Below are 19,292 nucleotides of genomic sequence, written 5' to 3'. Positions count from 1 at the left end.
CCTACAGCCCCGCGGCGTTCGCGAACTGCACCAGTTCCGACACCAGCTCGTTCGGCCGCTCGACCTGCGGAATGTGGCCGAACTGCTCCACCACCCTCACCCGCGAGTGCGACGGCAGGTGCGAGCGGAAGAAGTCCAGACTCTGCCGCGGCAGCAATTTCTCACTCCCACCCCACACGCACAGCACCGGCATGGCGAGCGACTGGAGCACCTCGGGCTTGAGGTACTCGCGCGTGGCCAGCGCGTCCGCGCTCAGCGCCTTCACCGCGGGAGTCGAGTAGATGCCCCGCACCATGTCGGCCAGCAGCATCATCATCATGGGCGGACGGTGGAAGAGCCGCCGGGTGAGCGCCCGCGACTGCTCGGCCGTGCGCACGTCCATGGCCTGGAGCACCTCCACGATGAGCTCGTGCCCCACGTCCGCGCCCGCGGGCGCCACCAGCCCCAACGCCTTCACCAGCTCGGGGTGCTCGGCCGCCAGCTGCACGGCCAGGGCACCGCCCAGCGAGTTGCCCACCACGAAGGCCGGGCTCCCCACCACCGTCCGGCTGTACTCCGCCAGCATGTCGTACTGGCCGCGCACGCACGTGGGCCCGAGGCAGTATTCCGGCGAGAAGCCGTGCCCCGGCAGGTCCACCGCCAGCACCCGCTCGAAGCGTTTCGCCAGCCCGAAGAAGATGCGCGCGAAGCCGTTGGCCGTCCCGCCCAGCCCGTGCACCAGCAGCACCGGCGGCCCCTTGCCGCTCCCCTTCAGCTCGTAGTGGTGCAGCCGCTGTCCGGCCACGTCCACCATGTTCGACCGCACCCCGCGCGCCACCAACATGCGCCGGGTGACTTCCTGGAGTCCTGAAATGAGATCCACGGCCGGAGCTTAATGGTCTCCATGCCGCACCGCATCATTTCTGAGCGCCATCCTTCCACGAGTGGACGCCCGGGAGCCCGGAATCCGGACAATCAGCCCTGGAGCGGGATGCGCCGGCCCTCGTCCGCGCTGCGCACCGCCGCCTGGATGACGCGGATGACCTGGCCCGCGCTCTCCGCCGTCACGGGCACCGGCCCCTCGCCCGCGATGGCCGCGGCGAGCTGCCGGTAGAACGCCTCGTAGCGGCCCGGCAGGCCCGGCGCGTTCCCGCCGAGGCTCAGCCGGCCGGAGCGCTCCGGAGGCTCGACGCCCCAACCCGCCATGTCCGGCCGGAGCCCCGCCCCGAGCTGCTCCTCCTGCGGGTCCAACCCGTACTTGTGCCAGGCGTCCGCCTCGCCCTGCAGCACGAAGCGCGGCCAGGGCTCGTGCACCACCGAGCCCGAGTGCAGCAGGACGCGCAGCTCGCCATAGCGCAGCACCAGGTGGAACCAGTCCGTGGCCCGCGCGCCCGTCCGCTGCCGGCCGAGGTCCGCGCTGATGGACTCGGGCAGCCCGAAGAGTTGCAGGGCCTGATCGATCAGGTGCGATCCGAGATCCCACAGCGAGCCACCGCCGGGAACGTCCTCCTCCTTCCAGCGCGCCTTCACCCGCGGCCGGAAGCGATCGAAGTGGCTCTCGAAGCTGAACAACCGGCCGAGCCGTCCCTGCTCCAGCAACTGGCGCACGGTGAGGAAGTCCCCATCCCAGCGCCGGTTGTGGAAGACGGTCAGACACAGGCCGCGCTCGCGGGCCAGCGCGTCCAGCCGCGAGGCCTCGGCCGCATCCAGGGTGAAGGGCTTCTCCACCACCACGTGCTTGCCGGCCAGGAGCGCCCGCTCCGCCAGCGCCGCGTGCGTGTCGTTGGGCGTGGCGATGATGACCAGCGCCAGCGACGGATCCGCCAGCAGCTCGTCCTGGGAGAGCACGCGCACGCCCGGCCAGTCACGCGAGACGTCCGAGGCCCGGCGGGTGGCGACCGCCGCCAGGGTGAAGGCGGGCTCCGCGGCGAGCAGCGGCGCGTGGAAGCGCGCACCGGACAGGCCGTAGCCGATCAACCCCGTGCGGATGGGAGCGGTCATCGCGCCAACCAGGGGGAAGGGTCCACCGCCTGTCCGGCGCGGCGGATCTCGAAATACAGGTAGGCGCCCTTGAGCGAGCCCGTGTCACCGACCTCGCCCACCACGTCCCCGGCGGCGACACGGGCACCCACCTCCTGGGCCACGGAGGACAGGTGCGCCACCAGCGTGTGGTAGCCGCCCCCATGGTCCAGGATGAGCAGGTTGCCGTAGCCGCGCATCCATCCCGCGTAGGCCACGGTGCCCTTGGCCACCGCCTTCACGGGCGTGCCCGCGGGCGCGCGGATGTCCACGCCCTTCTGCACGGTGACGGTGTTGAAGCGCGGGTTCACCACCTTGCCGAAGCCCACCTCGATGAGGCCCGGCGAGGGGAAGGGCAGCTTGCCCTTGAGCGCGCCGAAACCGGACGCGGCCGGGCCCTCGTTCAGGTCCTGGATGACGCGGGTGAGGTCCGCGTCCGCCTGCTCCAGCTCGCGCACCATGCGCCGCGCCAACTCCGCCTCGCCCTTGATGGAACCCACCACCTCCTCGAGCGCCCCCTGCTGCGCCCTCGCCAGCGCTGCCTGCTCGCGCAGGAAGCCCAGGCGCACGTCCAGCGAGCCCTGCAACCGGCGCAGCTCGGCCGCCGACTGGCGCCGCAGGCGTGCCACCCGCTGCACCGTGCGCAACAACCTCAAGTCCTCCTCGAGCGTGGCCTTCAGCGCGCGCGAGCGCCACACCATGGCGGAGAAGTCCTTCGCGCTCAGCAGCACCTCCAGCGGCCGGCGGCGCATCAACCGGTACATGCCCCACAGCCGCGGAGACAGCCGGCGCAACTGCCCGCGCAGCATCTCCTGCGTCACCTCGTCCTCCTGCTCGGCGACGGCCAGCCGCTTGCGGAAGACGGCCAGGTCGCGCTCCAGCGCCTTCACCCGCTGCGAGCTGGTGGCCGCCCGCTGCTCCACCATCTCCAGCACCTCGAGCGCGGACACCTTGCGCGACTCGATGAGCGCGAGCGCCGCCCGCTGTGTGGACAGCTTCTCGCGCACCGCCTCCCGCTCGGCCGCCTCGTCCAGGGCGGGAGGTGGCTCCGCCGCCCCTTCCTGGGCGGACGGCGGGGGAGCCGCGTCCTCTTGAGCGAGGACCGCGCCACCCCACAGCAGCAGTGAGAGGAGGACGAGCCGGCTCATACCCGCAGGAAGCGCCCCACCGCGATGAAGCTGCCGCCCAGTCCCAGCGCACAGCCCGCCGCCACCAGCTCCAGGGCGATGCCAGGATCCAGCAGCGGCACCATGCCGCCGGGCCCCACCAGGAAGGAGAAGAGCGAGGCCAGTCCCGGCCCCGCCAGCCGCTCGAAGGTCACCAGTCCCGCCAGCGCCACCCCGGCCCCGAGCAGTCCCTGGAGGAAGCCCTCGATGAGGAAGGGCGCCTTGACGAAGCGGTCCGTGGCGCCCACCAGCTTCTGGATTTCAATCTCCCCGCGCCGCGCGTAGATGGCGAGCTGGAGCGTCGCGGACACGATGACCACGGTGGCCAGCAGCACCACCGCGAAGGCCACCCACCCGCCATAACGCAGGGCCTTGGAGATGGCCGAGAGCCGCTCCACCGCCTCCTCGCCGTAGTCCACGCCGGTGACGCCGGGCATGGCGCGCAGTTGCCGCGCCAGGGCCTTCAGGGCACCCGGGGTGCGCCGCTCCGGGGGGACCTCCAGCTCCAGCGAGGGCGGCAGCGGATTCTCCGGCAGGTGCGCCAGCGACTCGCCCAGGTCGCCCAGCTCGGTCGCCAGACGCGCGAGCGCGGCCTGAGGGGGAACCAGCACGGCCCGGCCTCCGCTGGCGGTCACCATCCGCTCGCGGAGCACCTCGGCGCCCTCTTCGTCGAGCTCGGGGGACAGGTACACCGTCACCTGCACCTCGCCGCCCAGCGAGCCGATGAGCGCATCCACCATCCGTCCCGTGGCCTGCGCGAGCCCGGCGGCGAAGAGGGCGATGGCGATGGTGGTCACCGCGACGAAGTGGATGAAGGGCGCATGCCGCAGGCCCGAGGCCGCCGAGCGCCAGAAGTAGGCCGCCTTCGCGATGACGCTCATCCCGCGGCCATCCGCCGGGCGGCCTTCACGCCGTCCTCGTCCGACACGATGAAGCCGTTCTCCAGCCGCAGGGTGCGCTTCTGGTAGCGGGTGATGAGGCTGGTGTCGTGGGTGGCCACCATCACCGTGGTGCCCCGCGCGTTCACATCCATCAGCAGATCCATGATCTCCAGCGTGAGGGCCGGGTCCAGGTTGCCGGTGGGCTCGTCCGCCAGGAGGATGGTGGGGTCGTTGACGAGCGCCCGGGCAATCACCACGCGCTGCTGCTCACCACCGGAGAGCTTCAGGGGCATGGAGCTCGCCTTGTGCTGGAGGCCCACCAGCTTGAGCATGCGATGCACGCGCTCGCGAGCCACGGAGCGGGGCACGCCCAGCACGTCGAGGGCGAAGGCCACGTTGTCCTCGACGGTGCGGTGGGGCAGCAGCTTGAAGTCCTGGAACACCACGCCGATGTTGCGGCGGAGGTAGGGGACGGCCGACTCGCGGATGCGCGCGATGTTGCGCCCGCCCACGAGAATCTGTCCCTTGGTGGCCTTCTCCCCGCAGAAGATGAGCTTCATGAGCGTCGTCTTCCCGGCGCCCGAGGGCCCGGTGAGGAAGACGAACTCGCCCTTCTGCACGTGCAGGTTGATGTCCGAGAGGACGGGCGGATCGCCTGGGTAGGCCTTGTAGACGTGGAACATCTGGATCATCGGCGGGTCCGATTATGGCCTCGTCGGCGCAACCTGGCCACGTTGCGGAACGTGGCTGCCCGTTGGACCCGGAGTGAGACCCCCACCTCGCCGTCCCGTGTGCGCTGGGTCTGCCTGCTCGCCAGGCAGGCGCTGGCTGCACGAGGCATCCAGTGCAGCATGTCGCGCAAGGGCAACCGCTGGGACAACGCCGTGGTGGAGAGCTTCTTCAGCAGCTTGAAGTTGGAGTGTCCGCCAAGCAGGCCTCCTCATAATCCCACCGTTCCTGCTCCCGCCCGGCATCGAGTACCAGGCGGAGCGACTCAAGGGGAACGGAGGGAGGCACATCGACGGCGATCAATCTTGGCAGGTGGCTCTGCTCCACCGAGCACCCCTTGTGCTCGAAGAGCGCGCGTACGGCGGGCACGTCGGCCGCTTCGGAAATGGCGAGCCTGAGCGTGCTGTGTCCCGAGGGGTGGACGACCGCCTGGAAGCAGAAGGCGCCCTCTTCTGGGGTGGCGGAGACGACGTCTCCCAGGGCGACTCCCGTGGCGAAGAAGGGGATGTTGTCCACCTGGAAGAGGCCCTCGCCTTTGGGCAGGGCCCACAAGCTCTCGACGGAGGCGGGTGGATAGCCGTCCTCATCCTGCTCGAGCTGGAAGAGGACTTTGACGTGCCGCTCGGAGCCGGCGCCCTTCATGGCGAACGAGACTTTCGGGGCGCCTCCGGAACCTTGGCGCCCTTCTTGAGGTTGCAGTCACGGCACAGCACCTGTCCGTTATCCGGATCCCCGCGTCCTCCCTCCACTCGTGGAATGACGTGGTCCACATGTGTTTCGTTAACAGGAGGGGTGACGCCTGTCTTGTGCTGCTCGGCGGGAACGGTCTCGATATCGCAGTTCTCGCAACGCGTCTGCCCCTGATTGCGATCGGCGTTATCCTTCTTGACGATCTTCTTGCCTGTCCTGGTGAAGGGCAGCCCCTTGCGGTTCTTGGACGCGACTCCAGGAGCGTGGTCGGCGGGTGCTGCGCTCTCTTCCTCCGAGAGGCGCTCTTGCAGTAGCGGCGCAGGCTGTGAGCGCCACGAGTCCTCCGCATGGGCGGCTTTTGAGCCCAAGGCCCCCAACACCAACAGGAGAAAGAGTGGAACTGCTCGCGCAACGGCGGCAACCGACATGGAACCTCCCGAACGCAGGTGGTGAGTGGTGGTGCGCTCCAGTTCGAGTCTGTCGGCCAGCTCCGACACGACGGTGTCCGGGCCGGTCATTGCCAGCAGCACGCACGCTCGGCGCGCTACTCGGTGCGTCCGTCTCCTCATCCACCCACCTTACCCGGTCTCCTCGTCTACCCAACCTACCCACTGGCCTCGATTATGTTGAAAAACTTGTCGGACACTCCACTAGCTACGGGAACGTCACACCGTCGAAGAACTCCCCGGTGCCGCCGTCCTGGCTCCACAGCTTCAGGGTGAAGGTGCCGCGCGCCTCCTCCTCCGTCATCTCCACCTCCACCCCGATGAGGCGCGAGTCCCCAGGCGCAATGGGCTCCAGCGGCCACACGCCGAGCGCCTTCCACTCCACGCCGTTGGGGCCCACCAGCACCGCACCAGCAGGCGTCCAGGACGTGCTCCCGTTGTTCTTCAGTTCCTGCCTCACGGCCAGCCGCACCACCTTCCGTCCGCCCTCCACGCGCCCCGTGACGGCTCGGTAGCTGCGGGCCTTCATGGAGTGGAGCGTGTTGCCCGAGCGTGAGGTAACGCTCCTGCTGATGTTCTTGCTGTCAATGCCTCCCTCACCCAGCAACTCCTGAGCGAAGAGGCCCAGGAGCCCCACCTGCCCGCTGCACTCCGCCTCCAGTCGCGCTTTCTCCACCCCGCACTGCTGGGCGTCCGCCCGCACCTCCTGCTCGCCCTCGCGGGAGGAGGCGAGGGTGCGCGGCTGGCGCGTCACCTCCACCCGCCGCTCGGCCTCGGAAGGGTGCACCACCAGGGTGAAGCTGGCGCCCGCCGGGGCCACGCCGCCCTGGAAGGTGACGGTCACCGGCACGCGCTCCCCCTGCGTGAGGTGGATGCACACCTCGTGCGCCTCGCCGGGCGTGTCCACCGTCAGTTCCAGGTGGCGCGTGCCTGTCTCGCAAGCAGGAGGCGCGGAGGGCGCGGAGGCCTCCGGGGGGGCGGCGAGCAACACGAGCCGCAACAAGGCGGCGGAGGACAACACGGGCATGGGGCGGGGACCTCCCGAGGACGTGGACGGGACCGGAGAGGTGGGCCTCTACCACACCTCCTGCCCGGTCGTGTCCGTCCCACTGCCGGGACGCCCCTACTTGAATCGGTCCACCACCCGCACCTGCACGACGGGGTCCACCATCATCTTTCCCGGCCCGCTGCCGGGCTGGAGCTCGAGGCCCACGTTGTCGTCCGTATCCACCAGTTCCAGGCATACCGGGTACGTCACCCCCAGGGGCGTGCGCGCCTCGGTGAAGCGGCCGTACACCCGCCCCTCTCTGACGTACAGCCGCCCGGAGACCCGGGTCTTGTTGGGCAGCGCGAACCGGCCTCCCCTGCCCCAGCTATCGGACCCCGCATTCCAGTGGCCCCCCAAGAGGACTGGGGTGTCCTCGTACACACGCACGGACCTGCCGCGCACGTCGGACCAGTCGGCGCTCTTCGTTTCCCCCAGGCGGAAGCCGAGCGTGCGCGTCATCGTCTCCAAGGCCTCGGCGGGGCACGCCTGGGGAGGCGGCGCGGGGCGCGCGGGCGGCACCTGCTGCGGGGCGCCCAGGCAGGCCTGGAGGGCGGCGCCGGTGAGGCCGAGACACGCGTTGCGCATGGCGGCTCCCCGGCTCTTGGGGGCCGCTTCGGGCTGGGGGCCGGACGTCTGCGGCTGCGTCTTCACGGGGGCACTGTCCTTTCGGGGCGCCACCGGCGGGGCGGCGGCCGCGGGAGGAGGAGCCTCGGGGGGAGGCGAGGCCACGGCCCGCACAGGTTCCGGCGCGGGCCCCCCGGGCGCCACTTCCTGGCTGGAGCCGAGCCACCAGGCCCCCAACGCCACGGCCAACCCCAGGCCCACCGCCGCCAGCAGCCGCCCCCCGCGCGCCCGGCGCTTCACGGGGGGCCGGGTCTCCGGGTGCAGCGGCGCATTCCAGGCCACGTCCTCCCGGGCCCGCAGCTCCTCCAGCGCCTCGTACAGCGCCACGGCCCCCGGGTAGCGCTCCTCGGGCGTCTTGGCCAGCAGCCGCAGGCACACCGCTTCCACCGCCCGGGGCACGCGCGGGTTGACGAGGTGCGGGGGCAGCGGCGTCTGGTGCAGCACCGCCTCCACGTCCTCGCCCCCGTCCTCGTGGGGCCGGAAGGGGAAGCGGCCCGTCAACAACCGGTAGAGCACCACTCCCAGCGCGTACAGGTCATCTCCCGGCCCGGCCCGGTAGTGCGCGCCCGCCACGCCCGCGTGCGCACGGCCGAAGGCCCAGGCCTCCGGAGCGCGGTAGGGGAGCGTGCCCGGGGGAAACATCCCCTTCGTCAGGGTGGGGTACGCCGGGTGGTAGCCCACCCCGAAGTCCACCAGCACCGCCTGTTCGGTGCTCTCGCGCACCAGGATGTTGGCTTCCTTCACGTCCCGGTGGATGACGCCGGCCTCGTGCGCCACCGCCAGCGCGCGCGCCACCTCCAACACCCGGTCCACCACCTCGCCCACGGTGCGCCCGGGAGCCAGACCCCATTCCTCGAGGGTGGAGCCGACAATCAGCTCCAGCTTCAGCCAGAGGAAGCGGGGCTTGGTGTCGGGCCACTGGCCCGCGCCGAGCTGGCGCGCGAGGTTGGGGTGGCGCAGGCGCATGCCCAGCGACATCTCGCGCCAGGCGCGCGCGGTCCGCTCGGGGCCCTCATCCAGGGGCAGCAGTTTGAGGGCGGACAGGTGGCCCTCGGGGCCGCGCACCCGGTACACGGTGGCGAAGCCGCCGGAGCCCAGCACGGCTTCCACCACGTCCCCGCCAATGCGGGTGCCGGGCGGCAGCGGGGACGTGTCAGGTGGACTCATGGCCCCCTCGTCGCGAAAGGGAACGGCGCGCTCGAGACTGGGGAAAGGAAACGTGCGGACACGCGGGGCCTACCTCCCAGGACCTCAACGTAGCAGGTTGCGTGCCCCGTCCGGGGCGGCAGAATGCGCGCGCCCACCCCGTTCAGTCGTAGTCGACTACGACCGATGTGCGACAAAACCCCACACCACTCATAGTCGACTACGAGTGACGTGCGACAACTCCCCCTCTCAAGCCAGAGCAGTCGACGCGCCCTGCCCATGCGCACGGAGGGGGAGAACTTCGCGGTCCATGGCCGGCGTATGGCCACGGAGTTCTTCCGGATGATTTTCTATTGAGGGGGCGCGAGGATGTGGCTCGGTAACATCATCCATGAGGACCGAGAGATTGACGGCGAGCTGCTGGAGTTGTCGTTGAGGACGCGAGTTGGATGGATCCGGGCGCACAAGGCCGAAGTGGCGCTTGGTACGGTCGTCATCATCGCTGGCGTTGCATTCCGGTTTCTTGCGGCTGAAACCTCAATAATCTCAATGCTTTATATGCGCTGTTGGCTTTAACAAAGACAGGTGTTTGACAGGGGGGGCGCCCCCCCCTACATTGTTTTTTGTCATTCGGTGAGCCCGGCGGGGTGCTTGGCCCCCGGATCGACGTTCGCTAAGCCCGGCGGGGTGCCCGGCTACTGGTTTCGAATTTTTTTCGACACCGGAGTGTCCGCATGGCCCCCACCAATCCCCCCAGTTCGGGTCTAAACCTAAACCACGCCGTTGAACAGGCGGGGGAACTGCTTTGCGATGAGGCGGGGTCGATTGCTTCGCAGCAATCCGCTCCCCCTCCCAAGGGGCAGAATCAAGCGTTCAAGGTCCTCGCTGCACTCCGGTCGATGCCGGGAGCCCGACCCCTTTTCGTGGTTGGGGTGCTTGGCTACCTGCTCTCGAAACTCCCGGAAGGGTTCCTTTGGGGTCCCATCGAAGCTCGCGGCGTTAGCCTGTGGGTCTTCATGGCGCTTGGGTCCTTTGCCGCAACTCTTCTCTTCAGGTTGGCGGTCGGACTCGCGGGTATCATCGCCCCCACTCCCCAGCACTACCTACGCGTGCTTGAGGCATGGCTGCTGTACCGGATGGGATGCATACCACCCGCTGTGTACTTCGAGCATGTGGCCAAGTTGCACGCTACGCGCCTCAAAGGGCACTTCTCTGCAACGCCCCCCTCTGCGAGTCGGGAGGCATCTGTGCTCCGCACGATCCGGTGGAGGATGGTGTCGGAGGCTAAGCGGACTCAGAAGCCGAAGAGAAAGAAGCAAAACCCTAAGCGGAAGAAGACACGCACGGGCGGAATGGGGTCCTGATCTCTTTCCCTGCGCTCTCCCCGCTGAGCCTTAGCGATTGCCCCTTCAGGGCCTCCAGGTGCCCCGCTGGGCATCTTTCGGGGCCTTCGGGGGTTCCGGAGCGGCTCGCTCTCCCGGGGCTCCTGGGGCATTCTGGAGGCCGAAGGGGAACACATGAACCGGCCTGCTGTTTTCGCGCTGCTCTCGGCACTCGTCCTGCTCACTGCCTGCAACAACAAGGACAACGATGGGGGCTGGACGCATGAGCGGCGTGAGTGGCTCCATAGCCTCTGTAAGGGTGGCCCCTCACACTGCGTTTGCTACGTGAGGGAGGTTACGACCACCGTTACTTACAAAGAGTTTGTGCAGCAACACGGTGTAGATCAGGGGGTACTGCTCGCGGCACAGAAGGTGTGCAGTTTGACGGCCCCAAAGGACTGAGCCCCCAGGGCCTCCCGTGTGCCCCGTGCGCGGTCTCTGTCGGCTCCCCTCCGGTGCCCCTGGGGTGCCATTCAAGGCTCCCCCTGGGGAACGAAAAAGACCGGTCCCACCGCGCCCCCATCAAAGGAGATGGATGGTAGAGGCCAGTTAGAGGTGGGGAGTCAGCAACGGAACTAACCCAGGGCCCATGGCCCGGCTCGCGTCACTTGTGCCACGGTAGGCATGTGGCTTCCCGCCCGACCCGGAGTGCGACCCCCACCTCACCGTCCCGTGTGCGGCTTGCTGGCCTGCTCGCTGGGCCGCTCGCTGCCGCTGCCCTCCTGCTCATCCCCTCGGGGCTCCACACCGTGCCCGGCATGGGCCACCGCCCGGCCGCCGCCGCCGCCGTGGCCGCCTGGATGGCCATCTGGTGGTTCACCGAGGCCATCCCCATCGCCTGGACGGCCCTGCTCCCCCTCGTCCTCTTCCCCGCGCTGGGCGTCTTCGACACGGGCAGCTTGCCCGCCTCCCTGGGCCGCGCCGCCCTGCCCTACGTGGACCCCTACATCTTCCTCTTCCTCGGAGGCATGGCCCTGGGCGCCGCGCTCGAGCAGTGGAATCTGCACCGGCGCATCGCCCTGCTCATCATGCGCGCCATCGGCACCGCGCCCCAGCGGCTGCTGCTCGGCATGCTCGTGGCCACCGCCGCCGTCTCCCTGTGGATCTCCAACACCGCCACCGCGGTGATGATGGTGCCCATCGGCATGGCGCTCATCGCCCAGCTCGAGTCCGGCGAGGGCCGGCGGCTGGAGCACTTCGGCGCCGCGCTCATGCTCGGCGTGGCCTACGGCGCCAACATCGGCGGAATCGGCACCAAGATCGGCAGTCCCACCAACTCCGTCTTCGCGGGCGTGGCCTCGCGGCGGCTGGGCACGGAGGTGGGCTTCCTCGAGTACATGGCGGCCGCCCTGCCCTTCGTCGTCCTCTTCGTGCCGCTCGTCTGGTGGGTGCTGTGGCGCAAGGGCCGCCGGGACGCGCTCGGCCCCGGCAAGGGCGTGGACGTCATTCAACGGGAGCTCGCCGCGCTCGGGCCCCTCTCCGGGGGCGAGAAGGTGGTGGGCACCGTCTTCCTGGTGGCCGCGCTCCTCTGGATGGGCGGGGACTTCCTGAGGCCCGTGCTCGCCCCGTGGGTGGCCTCGGCCTTCGGGGGCTTCAAGCTGCTGGGCAAACACTACGAAGCGGGCGTGGCGCTGCTCTCCGCCGGGACGCTCGTGCTGCTGGGCCGGCTGTCGCGCCGCGCCCTCGCCCGTGTCCCCTGGGACACGCTGTTGCTCCTGGGAGGAGGCTTCGCGCTCGCCGCCGGCATCGAGGGGGGCGGGCTGTCCACGTACATCGCCACGCGCCTGGGAGGCCTGGAGTCACTCGGCCCCGCCGCCCAGTACGGCGCCGTGGCCCTGTCCACCGTGCTGCTGTCCGCCGTGGCCTCCAACACCGCCACCGTGAACGTGCTGCTCAACGTGCTGCCGGGCTCGCTGCCCCTGCTCGCGGTGAGCACCTTCGCCTCGTCGTGCGATTTCGCCCTGCCCGCGGGCACTCCGCCCAACGCCATCGTCTTCGGCAGCGGCTACGTGCGCCTGCCCACGATGATGAAGGTGGGGCTGCCGCTGGACCTGTTGGCCGCCGCGCTCCTCACCGTCTACGGGCTCGTCTGGGTACGCGTCGTGCTCGGCTGAGCACGGCGGCGGGGGACTACTGGTTGTTGTCCTCGCCCGCCAGGTAGCTGAGGATCACCTCGTCCAGGCTCTTCTCGGAGATGAGATCCTCTCCGAAGAGCGTCTCCACGCCCACCTCGTTGATCTTCGGCGCCACCTTCAGGGCACGCGCCGCGGCGATCTCCGGGGGGACGAAGGCGGCGGCCGGAGCCGCGACCGGAGCGGCCTTGGCGGCCGGGGTGGCCTGCCGCGCGTGGGCGGCGTCCTCGGCCGTGCCCAGCTGGCCCGGCTGGTAGTGCCGCACGCCCGAGGTGTCGAAACCGTCGTACACCCCGTTGATGAGGTTGCGCAGCATCTCCTTGTGCTGCTCCTCCATCAACTCACGGACGACCTCGCCCAGGTTCTCGGCGTTGAGGATGTCCGCGTACGACGTCTTCTTGGACGCGAGGATGTTACCGCCCACGAACAGGTGGGTGATGATGTGGGGGTTGTTGACGCCCGAGTCCTCGGTCTGGACGTGGTAGACCTTCCCCTTGTACTTGATGTTGTGGTTGAAGCCTGTGACGGCTTTTTCGAAGGTTTTCGCCATGCCCGAGGCCGCGGAACGTACCAGCGGCTACCAGGGGACACAAGGAACGCGTCGGTCCTGCTCGTCCGGATGCCTGGTGGCCTCCCGGCTGGAAGGCCGAGCACCTGCACTGTTCACTTGATGACTTCGTCGGAGATCCGACTCCAGGTAGAATCCGCCCTGGACGTGGCGCCCGGCCCCCCCGCCGGCACCACTCGGAGCACGACGGGACTCATGACGAAGAAGAACCAGCTCAAGAACGACCTGCGTCAGCAGGACGCCACGGCTCTGGCCCAGGGCTACTCGCCGGCCATCCGCGCCATGGAGATCGCCAGCATCGTCAGCTTCGTGGCCCTGGAATCCGCCCTCGCCTGGCGCCTGTGGGGCGGCCCCTACACCGGCCCCTGGCTCGTCCTCAGCGCCCTGCTGCTGGGCTACCTGGCGGCGGATTTCGTCTCCGGCTTCGTCCACTGGATGGGCGACACCTGGGGCTCCACCGACATGCCCGTGCTCGGCAAGGCCTTCATCCGGCCCTTCCGCGAGCACCACGTCGACGAGAAGGCCATCACCCGCCATGACTTCGTGGAGACCAACGGCAACAACTGCCTCGTCTCCATCCCCGTGGCCATCCTCGCCGTCGCCCTCCCCCACTCCAGCCCCGGCCAGGTCTTCGTCTCCACCTTCCTCGGGGCGATGATCTTCTGGGTGATGGCCACCAACCAGTTCCACAAGTGGTCCCACATGGACCAGCCGCCCGCGCTCATCGGCTTCCTGCAGCGCGTCCACCTGATCCTCCCCCCCGACCACCACCGCATCCACCACACCGCCCCCTACAACAAGTACTACTGCATCACCGTGGGTTGGATGAACAAGCCGCTCCTGATGATCGGCTTCTTCCCCACCCTCGAGCGCCTCATCACCTGGGCGACCGGCCTCATCCCCCGCAAGGATGACATCGGCACCGAGGCCGCCCTCGAGCTCTTCGAGGCCACCTCCACCGCCACCCCTCCCGTCGTCCAGGCCGCCAAGGAGCTCCTCGAGGAGGAGACCCGGCCCGTGTCCCCGGCCCGGCCTTCCTGACGCCTGGGGACCTAGAAGGACAGGTCCACCTGCTCCGCGGAGTGGATGGGACGCCCGAGGAACCGCGCCCCCACCTCCACGAAACGCTCCGGCACGTCCGTCACGAAGTAGTGGTGCACCGGCGCTCCTCCCGCGGGCGCCAGCAGCTTCCGCTCCTCCAGCAGCGCCCCCACCACCTCCGCCGTCGCCTCGGCCGAGTCCACCAGCTCCACCCGCGGCCCCACCGCCTCGGCGATGACGTCCTTGAGCAGCGGGTAGTGGGTGCAGCCCAGCACCAGCGTGTCCACTCCGCTCCGCGCGAAGTCCGCCAGGTACTCGCGGGCCACCAGCCGCGGCACGTCTCCTCCCAGCCACCCCTCCTCCGCCAGCGGCACGAAGAGCGGGCACGCCCTCGCCTTCACCTTCACCCCCTCGGAGCCCGCCGCCGCCTCCAGCTCGCGCTGGTAGGCCCCCGAGCGGATGGTGCCCGGCGTCCCGATGACGCCCACCCCTCCGCCCCGCGTGCGCCTCAGCGCCGCCCTCGCCCCGGGGGCAATCACCCCCACCACCGGCACCGGCAGCGCCGCCGACAGCGCCGGCAACGCCACCGCCGAGGCCGTGTTGCACGCCACCACCAGCAGCTTGATGCCCCGCTCCAGCAGGAACTCCGCGTTCTTCAGCGAGTAGCGCGTCACCACCTCGCCGGACTTCGTGCCGTAGGGCACCCGCGCGGTGTCACCCAGGTAGAGCGTGCTCTCGTGGGGGAGGTGGGACATCAGTGCCTTGAGGACGGTGAGCCCTCCGACACCTGAATCGAAAACCCCGATGGGACCGTGGCTGCCTTGCCGCATACCCGGGCTCCCTATCACGTTTGATGCCAACCCCGGCTGCCCGCCCGCAAAGCAAGGAGGGCCGAGGCGGATGCCCCGGCCCTCCGGACGGCAGGCGGGCTGCCGGACTACTGCCTGCGCAGGTTGATGACGTCGTAGTCGTCCTTGGTCCGCTGCACGTAGGGCTTCACCTGCAGGGAGGGCGCGGTGCTCCGGTTGGTGTAGTAGATGCCGCCCGGTCCCCGCGCCTCCATGATGACCGTGTAGTACCCGGGCCGCAGGAAGTTGTAGACGATGGCCGCATCGCCACACCCGTACGTCTCACCCTCCGGGCCGTAGACGTACGTCCCGTCCGTCTCGTCGTAGAGGTGGATGGTCACGTCCGTGACTCCCGACTGGGCGCAGGTCTTGCGCAGGGAGCCATCGTAGAGATCCCACGCCACCGACATGCCCCCCACCACCCAGAGCTGGTAGGACGCGGAGACGGGGCTGCCCGCCACCGTGTTCAGCGTGCTGCGGCGGTAGTAGTAGGGCGTCTCGATCGTGCCGACGACGTGCACGCCGACGAACTCGATGGTGTGGGAGCCAGGGGCCAGATAGGGCGACGCCACCTGGTTGCTGCCAACGCCCTCATCGCAGTAGAGGCGCTCCCACGCACCGTTATCGATGCGCACGTCCACGAAGTTCACCCCGGCCTGGGCGCAGGTGGGGTTGGAGCTGCCGGTGTTGCCCTCGAAGCTCCAGGAGACATACGCGAAGGAGCTCGGGCTGCCGCGCGGGGTGAGGGTGACGTTGAGCCGCTGATCGCCGTTCACCGTGAAGCTGCCGCTGGCCTGGTAGATGACCTCGTCGGTGTAGCTCAGGCCCTCGAGCGTGTAGCTGTAGTTGCCGGGCACGAAGTCGTGCAACACGATGCCGTCCACTCCGGCGGTGCTGCAGGCGTAGACGCCCCCGTTGTGGAGCGTCTCCCCGGGGATGGAGATGCGCACCCGCTTGACGTCCGGCACGTCCGCGCACCGGCCAGAGCCGGAGCCGGGGAACGTCCACAGGAACGTCACGTCACCGGGGTAGGTGGCGGGAGGGGGGGGAGTGCAGCAGGGACCATCATCGTCATGGTCGACGATGATGCAGCCCGTGCTGGCGGTGAGACACAGGAGGAATGCGGCGAGGATTCTGGCGTTCATGGGGCGTCCTCATTCTAGAGCGACGAGGGGAGGAGGCGGGCATGCGGCCCGTCACACAGCCCCTCGGACGCCCCCCTGGGGAATTTATTCAAAGCCCGGCAACAGCAACCTGCCAGCCCCACCCACCCACCGGGTTTGTTTGACCACCCCGGACCCGGATGTTACGGCCTGACCCCCATGATGCTGCCCCATCTCCCCCTGGCGCTCGGCGCCATGAACTACCTGCAGATCCTCCGTGACGCCTCCCTCCTGGAACTGGGCGTGCTGGGCCTGCTGATGGCCGTTTCCGTGGCCTCCTGGGCGCTCATCGCACTCAAACACACCCAGTTGTCGCGCGCCCGGAGCCAGTCCCTCACCTTCCTGGACTCCTTCTGGAAGGCCTCCCGGCTGGAGACCATCTACCAGGACGCCCAGAAGCTGGACGGCTCGCCGCTGTCCAAGGTGTTCTGCGCGGGCTACGAGGAGCTGAGCAAGCTGGCCCAGCACAAGGAGGGCTCGGAAGGCGCCATGGCCGAGCGGCTCGGCGGCATCGAGAACGTGGAGCGGGCGCTCAACCGGGCCTCCACCACGCAGCTCACGGAGCTGGAGAACCGGGTGTCCTTCCTGGGCACGGTGGGCGCGGCCTCGCCCTTCGTGGGCCTGTTCGGCACGGTCATCGGCATCCTCAACGCCTTCAACTCCATCGCCGAGCAGGGCAACGCGACGCTGGCCACGGTGGCGGCGCCGGTGGGCAACGCGCTGTTCGCCACGGCGGCCGGCCTGTTCGCCGCCATCCCCGCGGTGGTGGCCTACAACTCGTTCGTCAGCCGCATCAAGGTGTTCGACACGGAGATGGCCAACTTCTCCGCGGACTTCCTCAACATCATCAAGCGGCACTTCTTCCGCTAGGGGACACACGCCATGGGCATGGGCTCCAATCGCGGAAACGGTGGCCGCGTCACCATGAGTGAGATCAACGTCACGCCCATGGTGGACGTGATGTTGGTGCTGCTCATCATCTTCATGGTGACGGCGCCCCTCATCCAGCAGGGCGTCAAGGTGAACCTCCCGGAGGCCAAGGCGGCCCCGGTGGAGGCGGCCGAGAAGAAGCTGGTGCTGTCCATCGACGCGCAGCGGCGCATCTACATCGGCGAGGCCGAGGTGGCGGTGGACGAGCTGGAGACGAAGCTGGCCAGCAACGCCAAGGCGCAGGCGGACAAGGAGCTCTACCTGCACGCGGACCGGGACGTGCCGTACGGCGTGGTGGTGGACGTGATGGCCGCCGCCCAGCGCGCCGGCATCAGCAACGTGGGGATGATCACGGACCCCACGGCCGGGGGCCGGGCGTCCAACAAGGGCAAGAAGGAAGCGAAGGAAGCAAGGCGCTAAGCCCATGCACCCGGCCGTCAATTCCAGTCTGCTCGCCCCGAGGAGCTCCCGCCTGGGGCGCTTCCTCACGGTGTCCCTGGTGGGGCACGCGCTCATCCTGCTCGCCGTGGGGCTGTACAACGCCTTCGTCGAGGGCCCCAAGGTGGAGTTGGATCAGAAGCCCATCCGCGCCACGCTGGTGCGCCTGGGCAAGCCCCGGGACGAGAAGCTGCTGCCCCGCAAGGAGCAGCCGCCCCCGCCGCCGCCCAAGAAGGTGGAGGCGCCGCCCACCCCCACGCCCCCCGCGCCCGAGCCGGCCAAGGTGGCCGTGCCCGTCCCCGGGGTGAAGCCGGAGCCCGCCCCCGCGCCCGCGCCCCAGAAGGGCGAGACGAAGGGCGAGGACCGGCGCAACAAGCTCTTCGGGGCCTTCGACAAGCTCTCCAAGAGCGCGAAGCCCGACGAGGAGCTGGACGGCGCCGAGGACGGCGACCCGAACGGCGACTCGGCCACCGCCGAGGGCGAGCGCTACTTCGGCCTGCTCTCCTCGCAGGTGCGCCGCCACTACAACGTCGCGGACACCATCCCCGACAACGAGCGCCTGTACCTCAAGGCCCAGGTGGCCATGCGCCTCAACCGCACCGGTGACGTCATCGAGGCGCGCTTGGCCAAGGCCAGTGGAAATGGCCTCTTCGACTCGGCCGTGCTGGCCGCGGTGAAGAAGGCCTCTCCCTTCTCCCCTCCCCCCGACCATCTGCGGGACACGCTGCAGAAGAGCGGCATCGTCCTGGAGTTCAGCCCGTGAACGCGAAAGCCCTTCTCCTCTCGCTCCTCCTCTTGCCGGTGGCGGCGCTCGCCCAGGCCCCCGTCATCCAGATTTCCGGCGCCAACTTCCGGCCCCTTCCGCTCGCCGCCGCCGCGCCGCTGGTGCAGGGCGAGGAGGCCAAGGCGTCCGCCCAGGAGGTGGACGACGCCTTCATGTACGACCTGCGCGCCTCCGGCATCTTCCAGGTGCTGGACCGGAGCAGCTTCCTGGCGGACCCGAAGGAGGGCCTGGCGGCGGGCAGCATCAACTTCTCGCGCTGGGCGGACGTGGGCGCCGAGTCGCTGGTGAAGTACTCGCTGGCCCAGGAGGGCGGAGAGCTGAAGGCCGAGGCGCGCGTGTTCAACGTGGGCACCGGCCGCGAGGACTTCAAGACGGCCCAGAGCGCGCCCGCCGCGGAGGCGCGCCTGGTGGCCCACAAGCTCGCCGACGCCATCTACCGCCACTTCACCCGCGAGCCGAGCCCCTTCCTCTCGCGCATCACCTACGTGCGCAAGACGGGCAACAACCGCGACGTGTGGACGGCGGACTGGGACGGCCGCAACGCGAAGCAGGTGACCCGTGGCGGCATCAACCTGCTGCCCTCGCTCGGGCCGGATGGGGCCGTGGGCTACACCTCGTACCAGCAGGGCGAGCCGGACCTCTACATCCGCCGGACGGATGGAAACACGGTGCGGCTCAAGACGAACGAGGGGCAGATGGCCACCGGCATCTCCTTCTCGCCGGATGGCAAGCGCATCGCGTACTCGCTCGCCGCGGGGGAGAGCACGCAGATCTGGGTGGCCGCGGCGGATGGAGACAAGCCCAAGCAGCTCACCGACACGCGCTTCGGCATCAACACGAGCCCCTCGTGGTCGCCGGACGGCAAGCGCATCGCCTTCGTGTCCAACCGGGGCGGCTCGCCGCAGGTGTACGTGATGAACGCGGACGGCTCGGGCGTGCGCCGGCTCACCTTCCAGGGCAACTACAACCAGACGCCGGACTGGTCGCCGCGGGGAGATCTCATCGCCTTCACCGCGCGCGACGAGCGCAACGCGTTCGATCTCTTCACCGTCAACGTGGACAGCGGCAAGGTGACGCGCCTCACGCAGGACCAGGCGAACAACGAGGAGCCGTCCTTCTCGCCCAACGGGCGCCTCATCCTCTTCACCTCCACGCGCACCGGCACGCCGCAGCTCTTCGTGATGACGGCCGACGGCAACAACCAGGTCCAGTTGCCGGTGCAGGAGAAGGCCGCGCTGCTGACGCCCGACTGGGGCCGCTAATCGGGTTGCGCATGCG

18 protein-coding genes are annotated in these 19,292 nt (G+C 69.3%); 6 read left to right on the top strand and 12 right to left on the bottom strand.

Going from position 1 to position 19,292, the window contains the following annotated elements; translation table 11 throughout:
• Position 1: 1 nt before the first annotated feature.
• The 9 genes from ACN28I_RS41275 to ACN28I_RS41235 all read right to left on the bottom strand — a co-directional run bounded on the left by ACN28I_RS41275 (position 2) and on the right by ACN28I_RS41235 (position 8,749).
• Complete coding sequence (locus ACN28I_RS41275) at positions 2–823, bottom strand: alpha/beta fold hydrolase (protein WP_420947372.1); 822 nt, start codon at positions 821–823, stop codon at positions 2–4.
• 131 nt (positions 824–954) lie between these two features.
• Positions 955–1,980 (bottom strand): oxidoreductase, encoded by a 1,026-nt coding sequence (locus ACN28I_RS41270; protein WP_420947371.1) that lies wholly within the window; start codon positions 1,978–1,980, stop codon positions 955–957.
• Positions 1,977–3,146 carry a murein hydrolase activator EnvC family protein gene (locus ACN28I_RS41265; protein ID WP_420947370.1) on the bottom strand — a complete coding sequence of 390 codons (1,170 nt, stop codon included), beginning with the start codon at positions 3,144–3,146 and terminating at the stop codon, positions 1,977–1,979. Before ACN28I_RS41265 ends, ACN28I_RS41270 begins: the two co-directional genes overlap by 4 nt.
• Positions 3,143–4,045 carry a cell division protein FtsX gene (locus ACN28I_RS41260; protein WP_420947369.1) on the bottom strand — a complete coding sequence of 301 codons (903 nt, stop codon included), beginning with the start codon at positions 4,043–4,045 and terminating at the stop codon, positions 3,143–3,145. The genes ACN28I_RS41265 and ACN28I_RS41260 overlap by 4 nt, the downstream gene beginning before the upstream one ends.
• Positions 4,042–4,737 (bottom strand): cell division ATP-binding protein FtsE, encoded by a 696-nt coding sequence (ftsE, locus tag ACN28I_RS41255; protein WP_420947368.1) that lies wholly within the window; start codon positions 4,735–4,737, stop codon positions 4,042–4,044. The genes ACN28I_RS41260 and ftsE overlap by 4 nt, the downstream gene beginning before the upstream one ends.
• Before the next feature lie 208 nt (positions 4,738–4,945).
• Positions 4,946–5,416, bottom strand: a complete 471-nt coding sequence (locus tag ACN28I_RS41250) for a DUF4265 domain-containing protein (RefSeq protein WP_420947367.1) — start codon at positions 5,414–5,416, stop codon at positions 4,946–4,948.
• Entirely contained in the window at positions 5,413–5,994 is a 582-nt protein-coding gene (locus ACN28I_RS41245; protein WP_420947366.1) for an HNH endonuclease, read from the bottom strand. Before ACN28I_RS41245 ends, ACN28I_RS41250 begins: the two co-directional genes overlap by 4 nt.
• A 124-nt stretch (positions 5,995–6,118) precedes the next feature.
• Complete coding sequence (locus tag ACN28I_RS41240; protein WP_420947365.1) at positions 6,119–6,937, bottom strand: DUF2381 family protein; 819 nt, start codon at positions 6,935–6,937, stop codon at positions 6,119–6,121.
• 96 nt (positions 6,938–7,033) lie between these two features.
• Positions 7,034–8,749: a serine/threonine protein kinase gene (locus ACN28I_RS41235; protein WP_420947364.1), complete on the bottom strand. Its 1,716-nt coding sequence runs from the start codon at positions 8,747–8,749 to the stop codon at positions 7,034–7,036.
• A 2,119-nt stretch (positions 8,750–10,868) separates the two neighbouring features.
• Between ACN28I_RS41235 and ACN28I_RS41230 the strand changes: the two genes are divergently transcribed.
• Complete coding sequence (locus ACN28I_RS41230) at positions 10,869–12,224, top strand: SLC13 family permease (RefSeq protein ID WP_420947363.1); 1,356 nt, start codon at positions 10,869–10,871, stop codon at positions 12,222–12,224.
• 16 nt (positions 12,225–12,240) lie between these two features.
• Here ACN28I_RS41230 and ACN28I_RS41225 read toward each other — a convergent pair whose 3' ends face one another.
• Positions 12,241–12,792 carry a hypothetical protein gene (locus ACN28I_RS41225; RefSeq protein ID WP_420947362.1) on the bottom strand — a complete coding sequence of 184 codons (552 nt, stop codon included), beginning with the start codon at positions 12,790–12,792 and terminating at the stop codon, positions 12,241–12,243.
• A 213-nt stretch (positions 12,793–13,005) separates the two neighbouring features.
• Here ACN28I_RS41225 and carF point away from each other — a divergent pair, with 213 nt between their 5' ends.
• Positions 13,006–13,851 (top strand): plasmanylethanolamine desaturase, encoded by an 846-nt coding sequence (carF, locus tag ACN28I_RS41220; protein ID WP_420947361.1) that lies wholly within the window; start codon positions 13,006–13,008, stop codon positions 13,849–13,851.
• An 11-nt stretch (positions 13,852–13,862) separates the two neighbouring features.
• Here the strand turns inward: carF and murI are convergent, their stop codons facing one another.
• Both murI and ACN28I_RS41210 read right to left on the bottom strand, forming a co-directional pair.
• Entirely contained in the window at positions 13,863–14,681 is an 819-nt protein-coding gene (murI, locus tag ACN28I_RS41215) for a glutamate racemase (protein WP_420947360.1), read from the bottom strand.
• Between the two features lie 107 nt (positions 14,682–14,788).
• Positions 14,789–15,844, bottom strand: coding sequence for a hypothetical protein (locus tag ACN28I_RS41210; RefSeq protein WP_420947359.1), 1,056 nt, complete (start codon positions 15,842–15,844; stop codon positions 14,789–14,791).
• 180 nt (positions 15,845–16,024) lie between these two features.
• On the opposite strand from ACN28I_RS41210, the gene ACN28I_RS41205 reads away from it, so the two are divergent.
• Genes ACN28I_RS41205 through tolB form a run of 4 tightly spaced genes read left to right on the top strand, consistent with a single transcriptional unit; the run spans position 16,025 to position 19,276 of the window.
• Positions 16,025–16,732 carry a MotA/TolQ/ExbB proton channel family protein gene (locus ACN28I_RS41205; protein WP_420948816.1) on the top strand — a complete coding sequence of 236 codons (708 nt, stop codon included), beginning with the start codon at positions 16,025–16,027 and terminating at the stop codon, positions 16,730–16,732.
• 12 nt (positions 16,733–16,744) lie between these two features.
• Entirely contained in the window at positions 16,745–17,212 is a 468-nt protein-coding gene (gene tolR / locus ACN28I_RS41200; RefSeq protein ID WP_420947358.1) for a protein TolR, read from the top strand.
• Positions 17,213–17,216: 4 nt separating this feature from the next.
• A complete protein-coding gene (locus ACN28I_RS41195; protein ID WP_420947357.1) occupies positions 17,217–17,993 on the top strand; it encodes an energy transducer TonB in 777 nt (258 codons plus the stop codon).
• Positions 17,990–19,276, top strand: a complete 1,287-nt coding sequence (tolB, locus tag ACN28I_RS41190; protein ID WP_420947356.1) for a Tol-Pal system beta propeller repeat protein TolB — start codon at positions 17,990–17,992, stop codon at positions 19,274–19,276. The genes ACN28I_RS41195 and tolB overlap by 4 nt, the downstream gene beginning before the upstream one ends.
• Positions 19,277–19,292: the final 16 nt, after the last annotated feature.

It is taken from the genome of Archangium gephyra, from assembly GCF_049060025.1.
Classification (GTDB): Bacteria; Myxococcota; Myxococcia; order Myxococcales; family Myxococcaceae; genus Archangium; species Archangium gephyra_A.
Note: the sequence above shows the minus strand (reverse complement) of the source record. Positions and strands in the feature narration are given on the sequence as shown.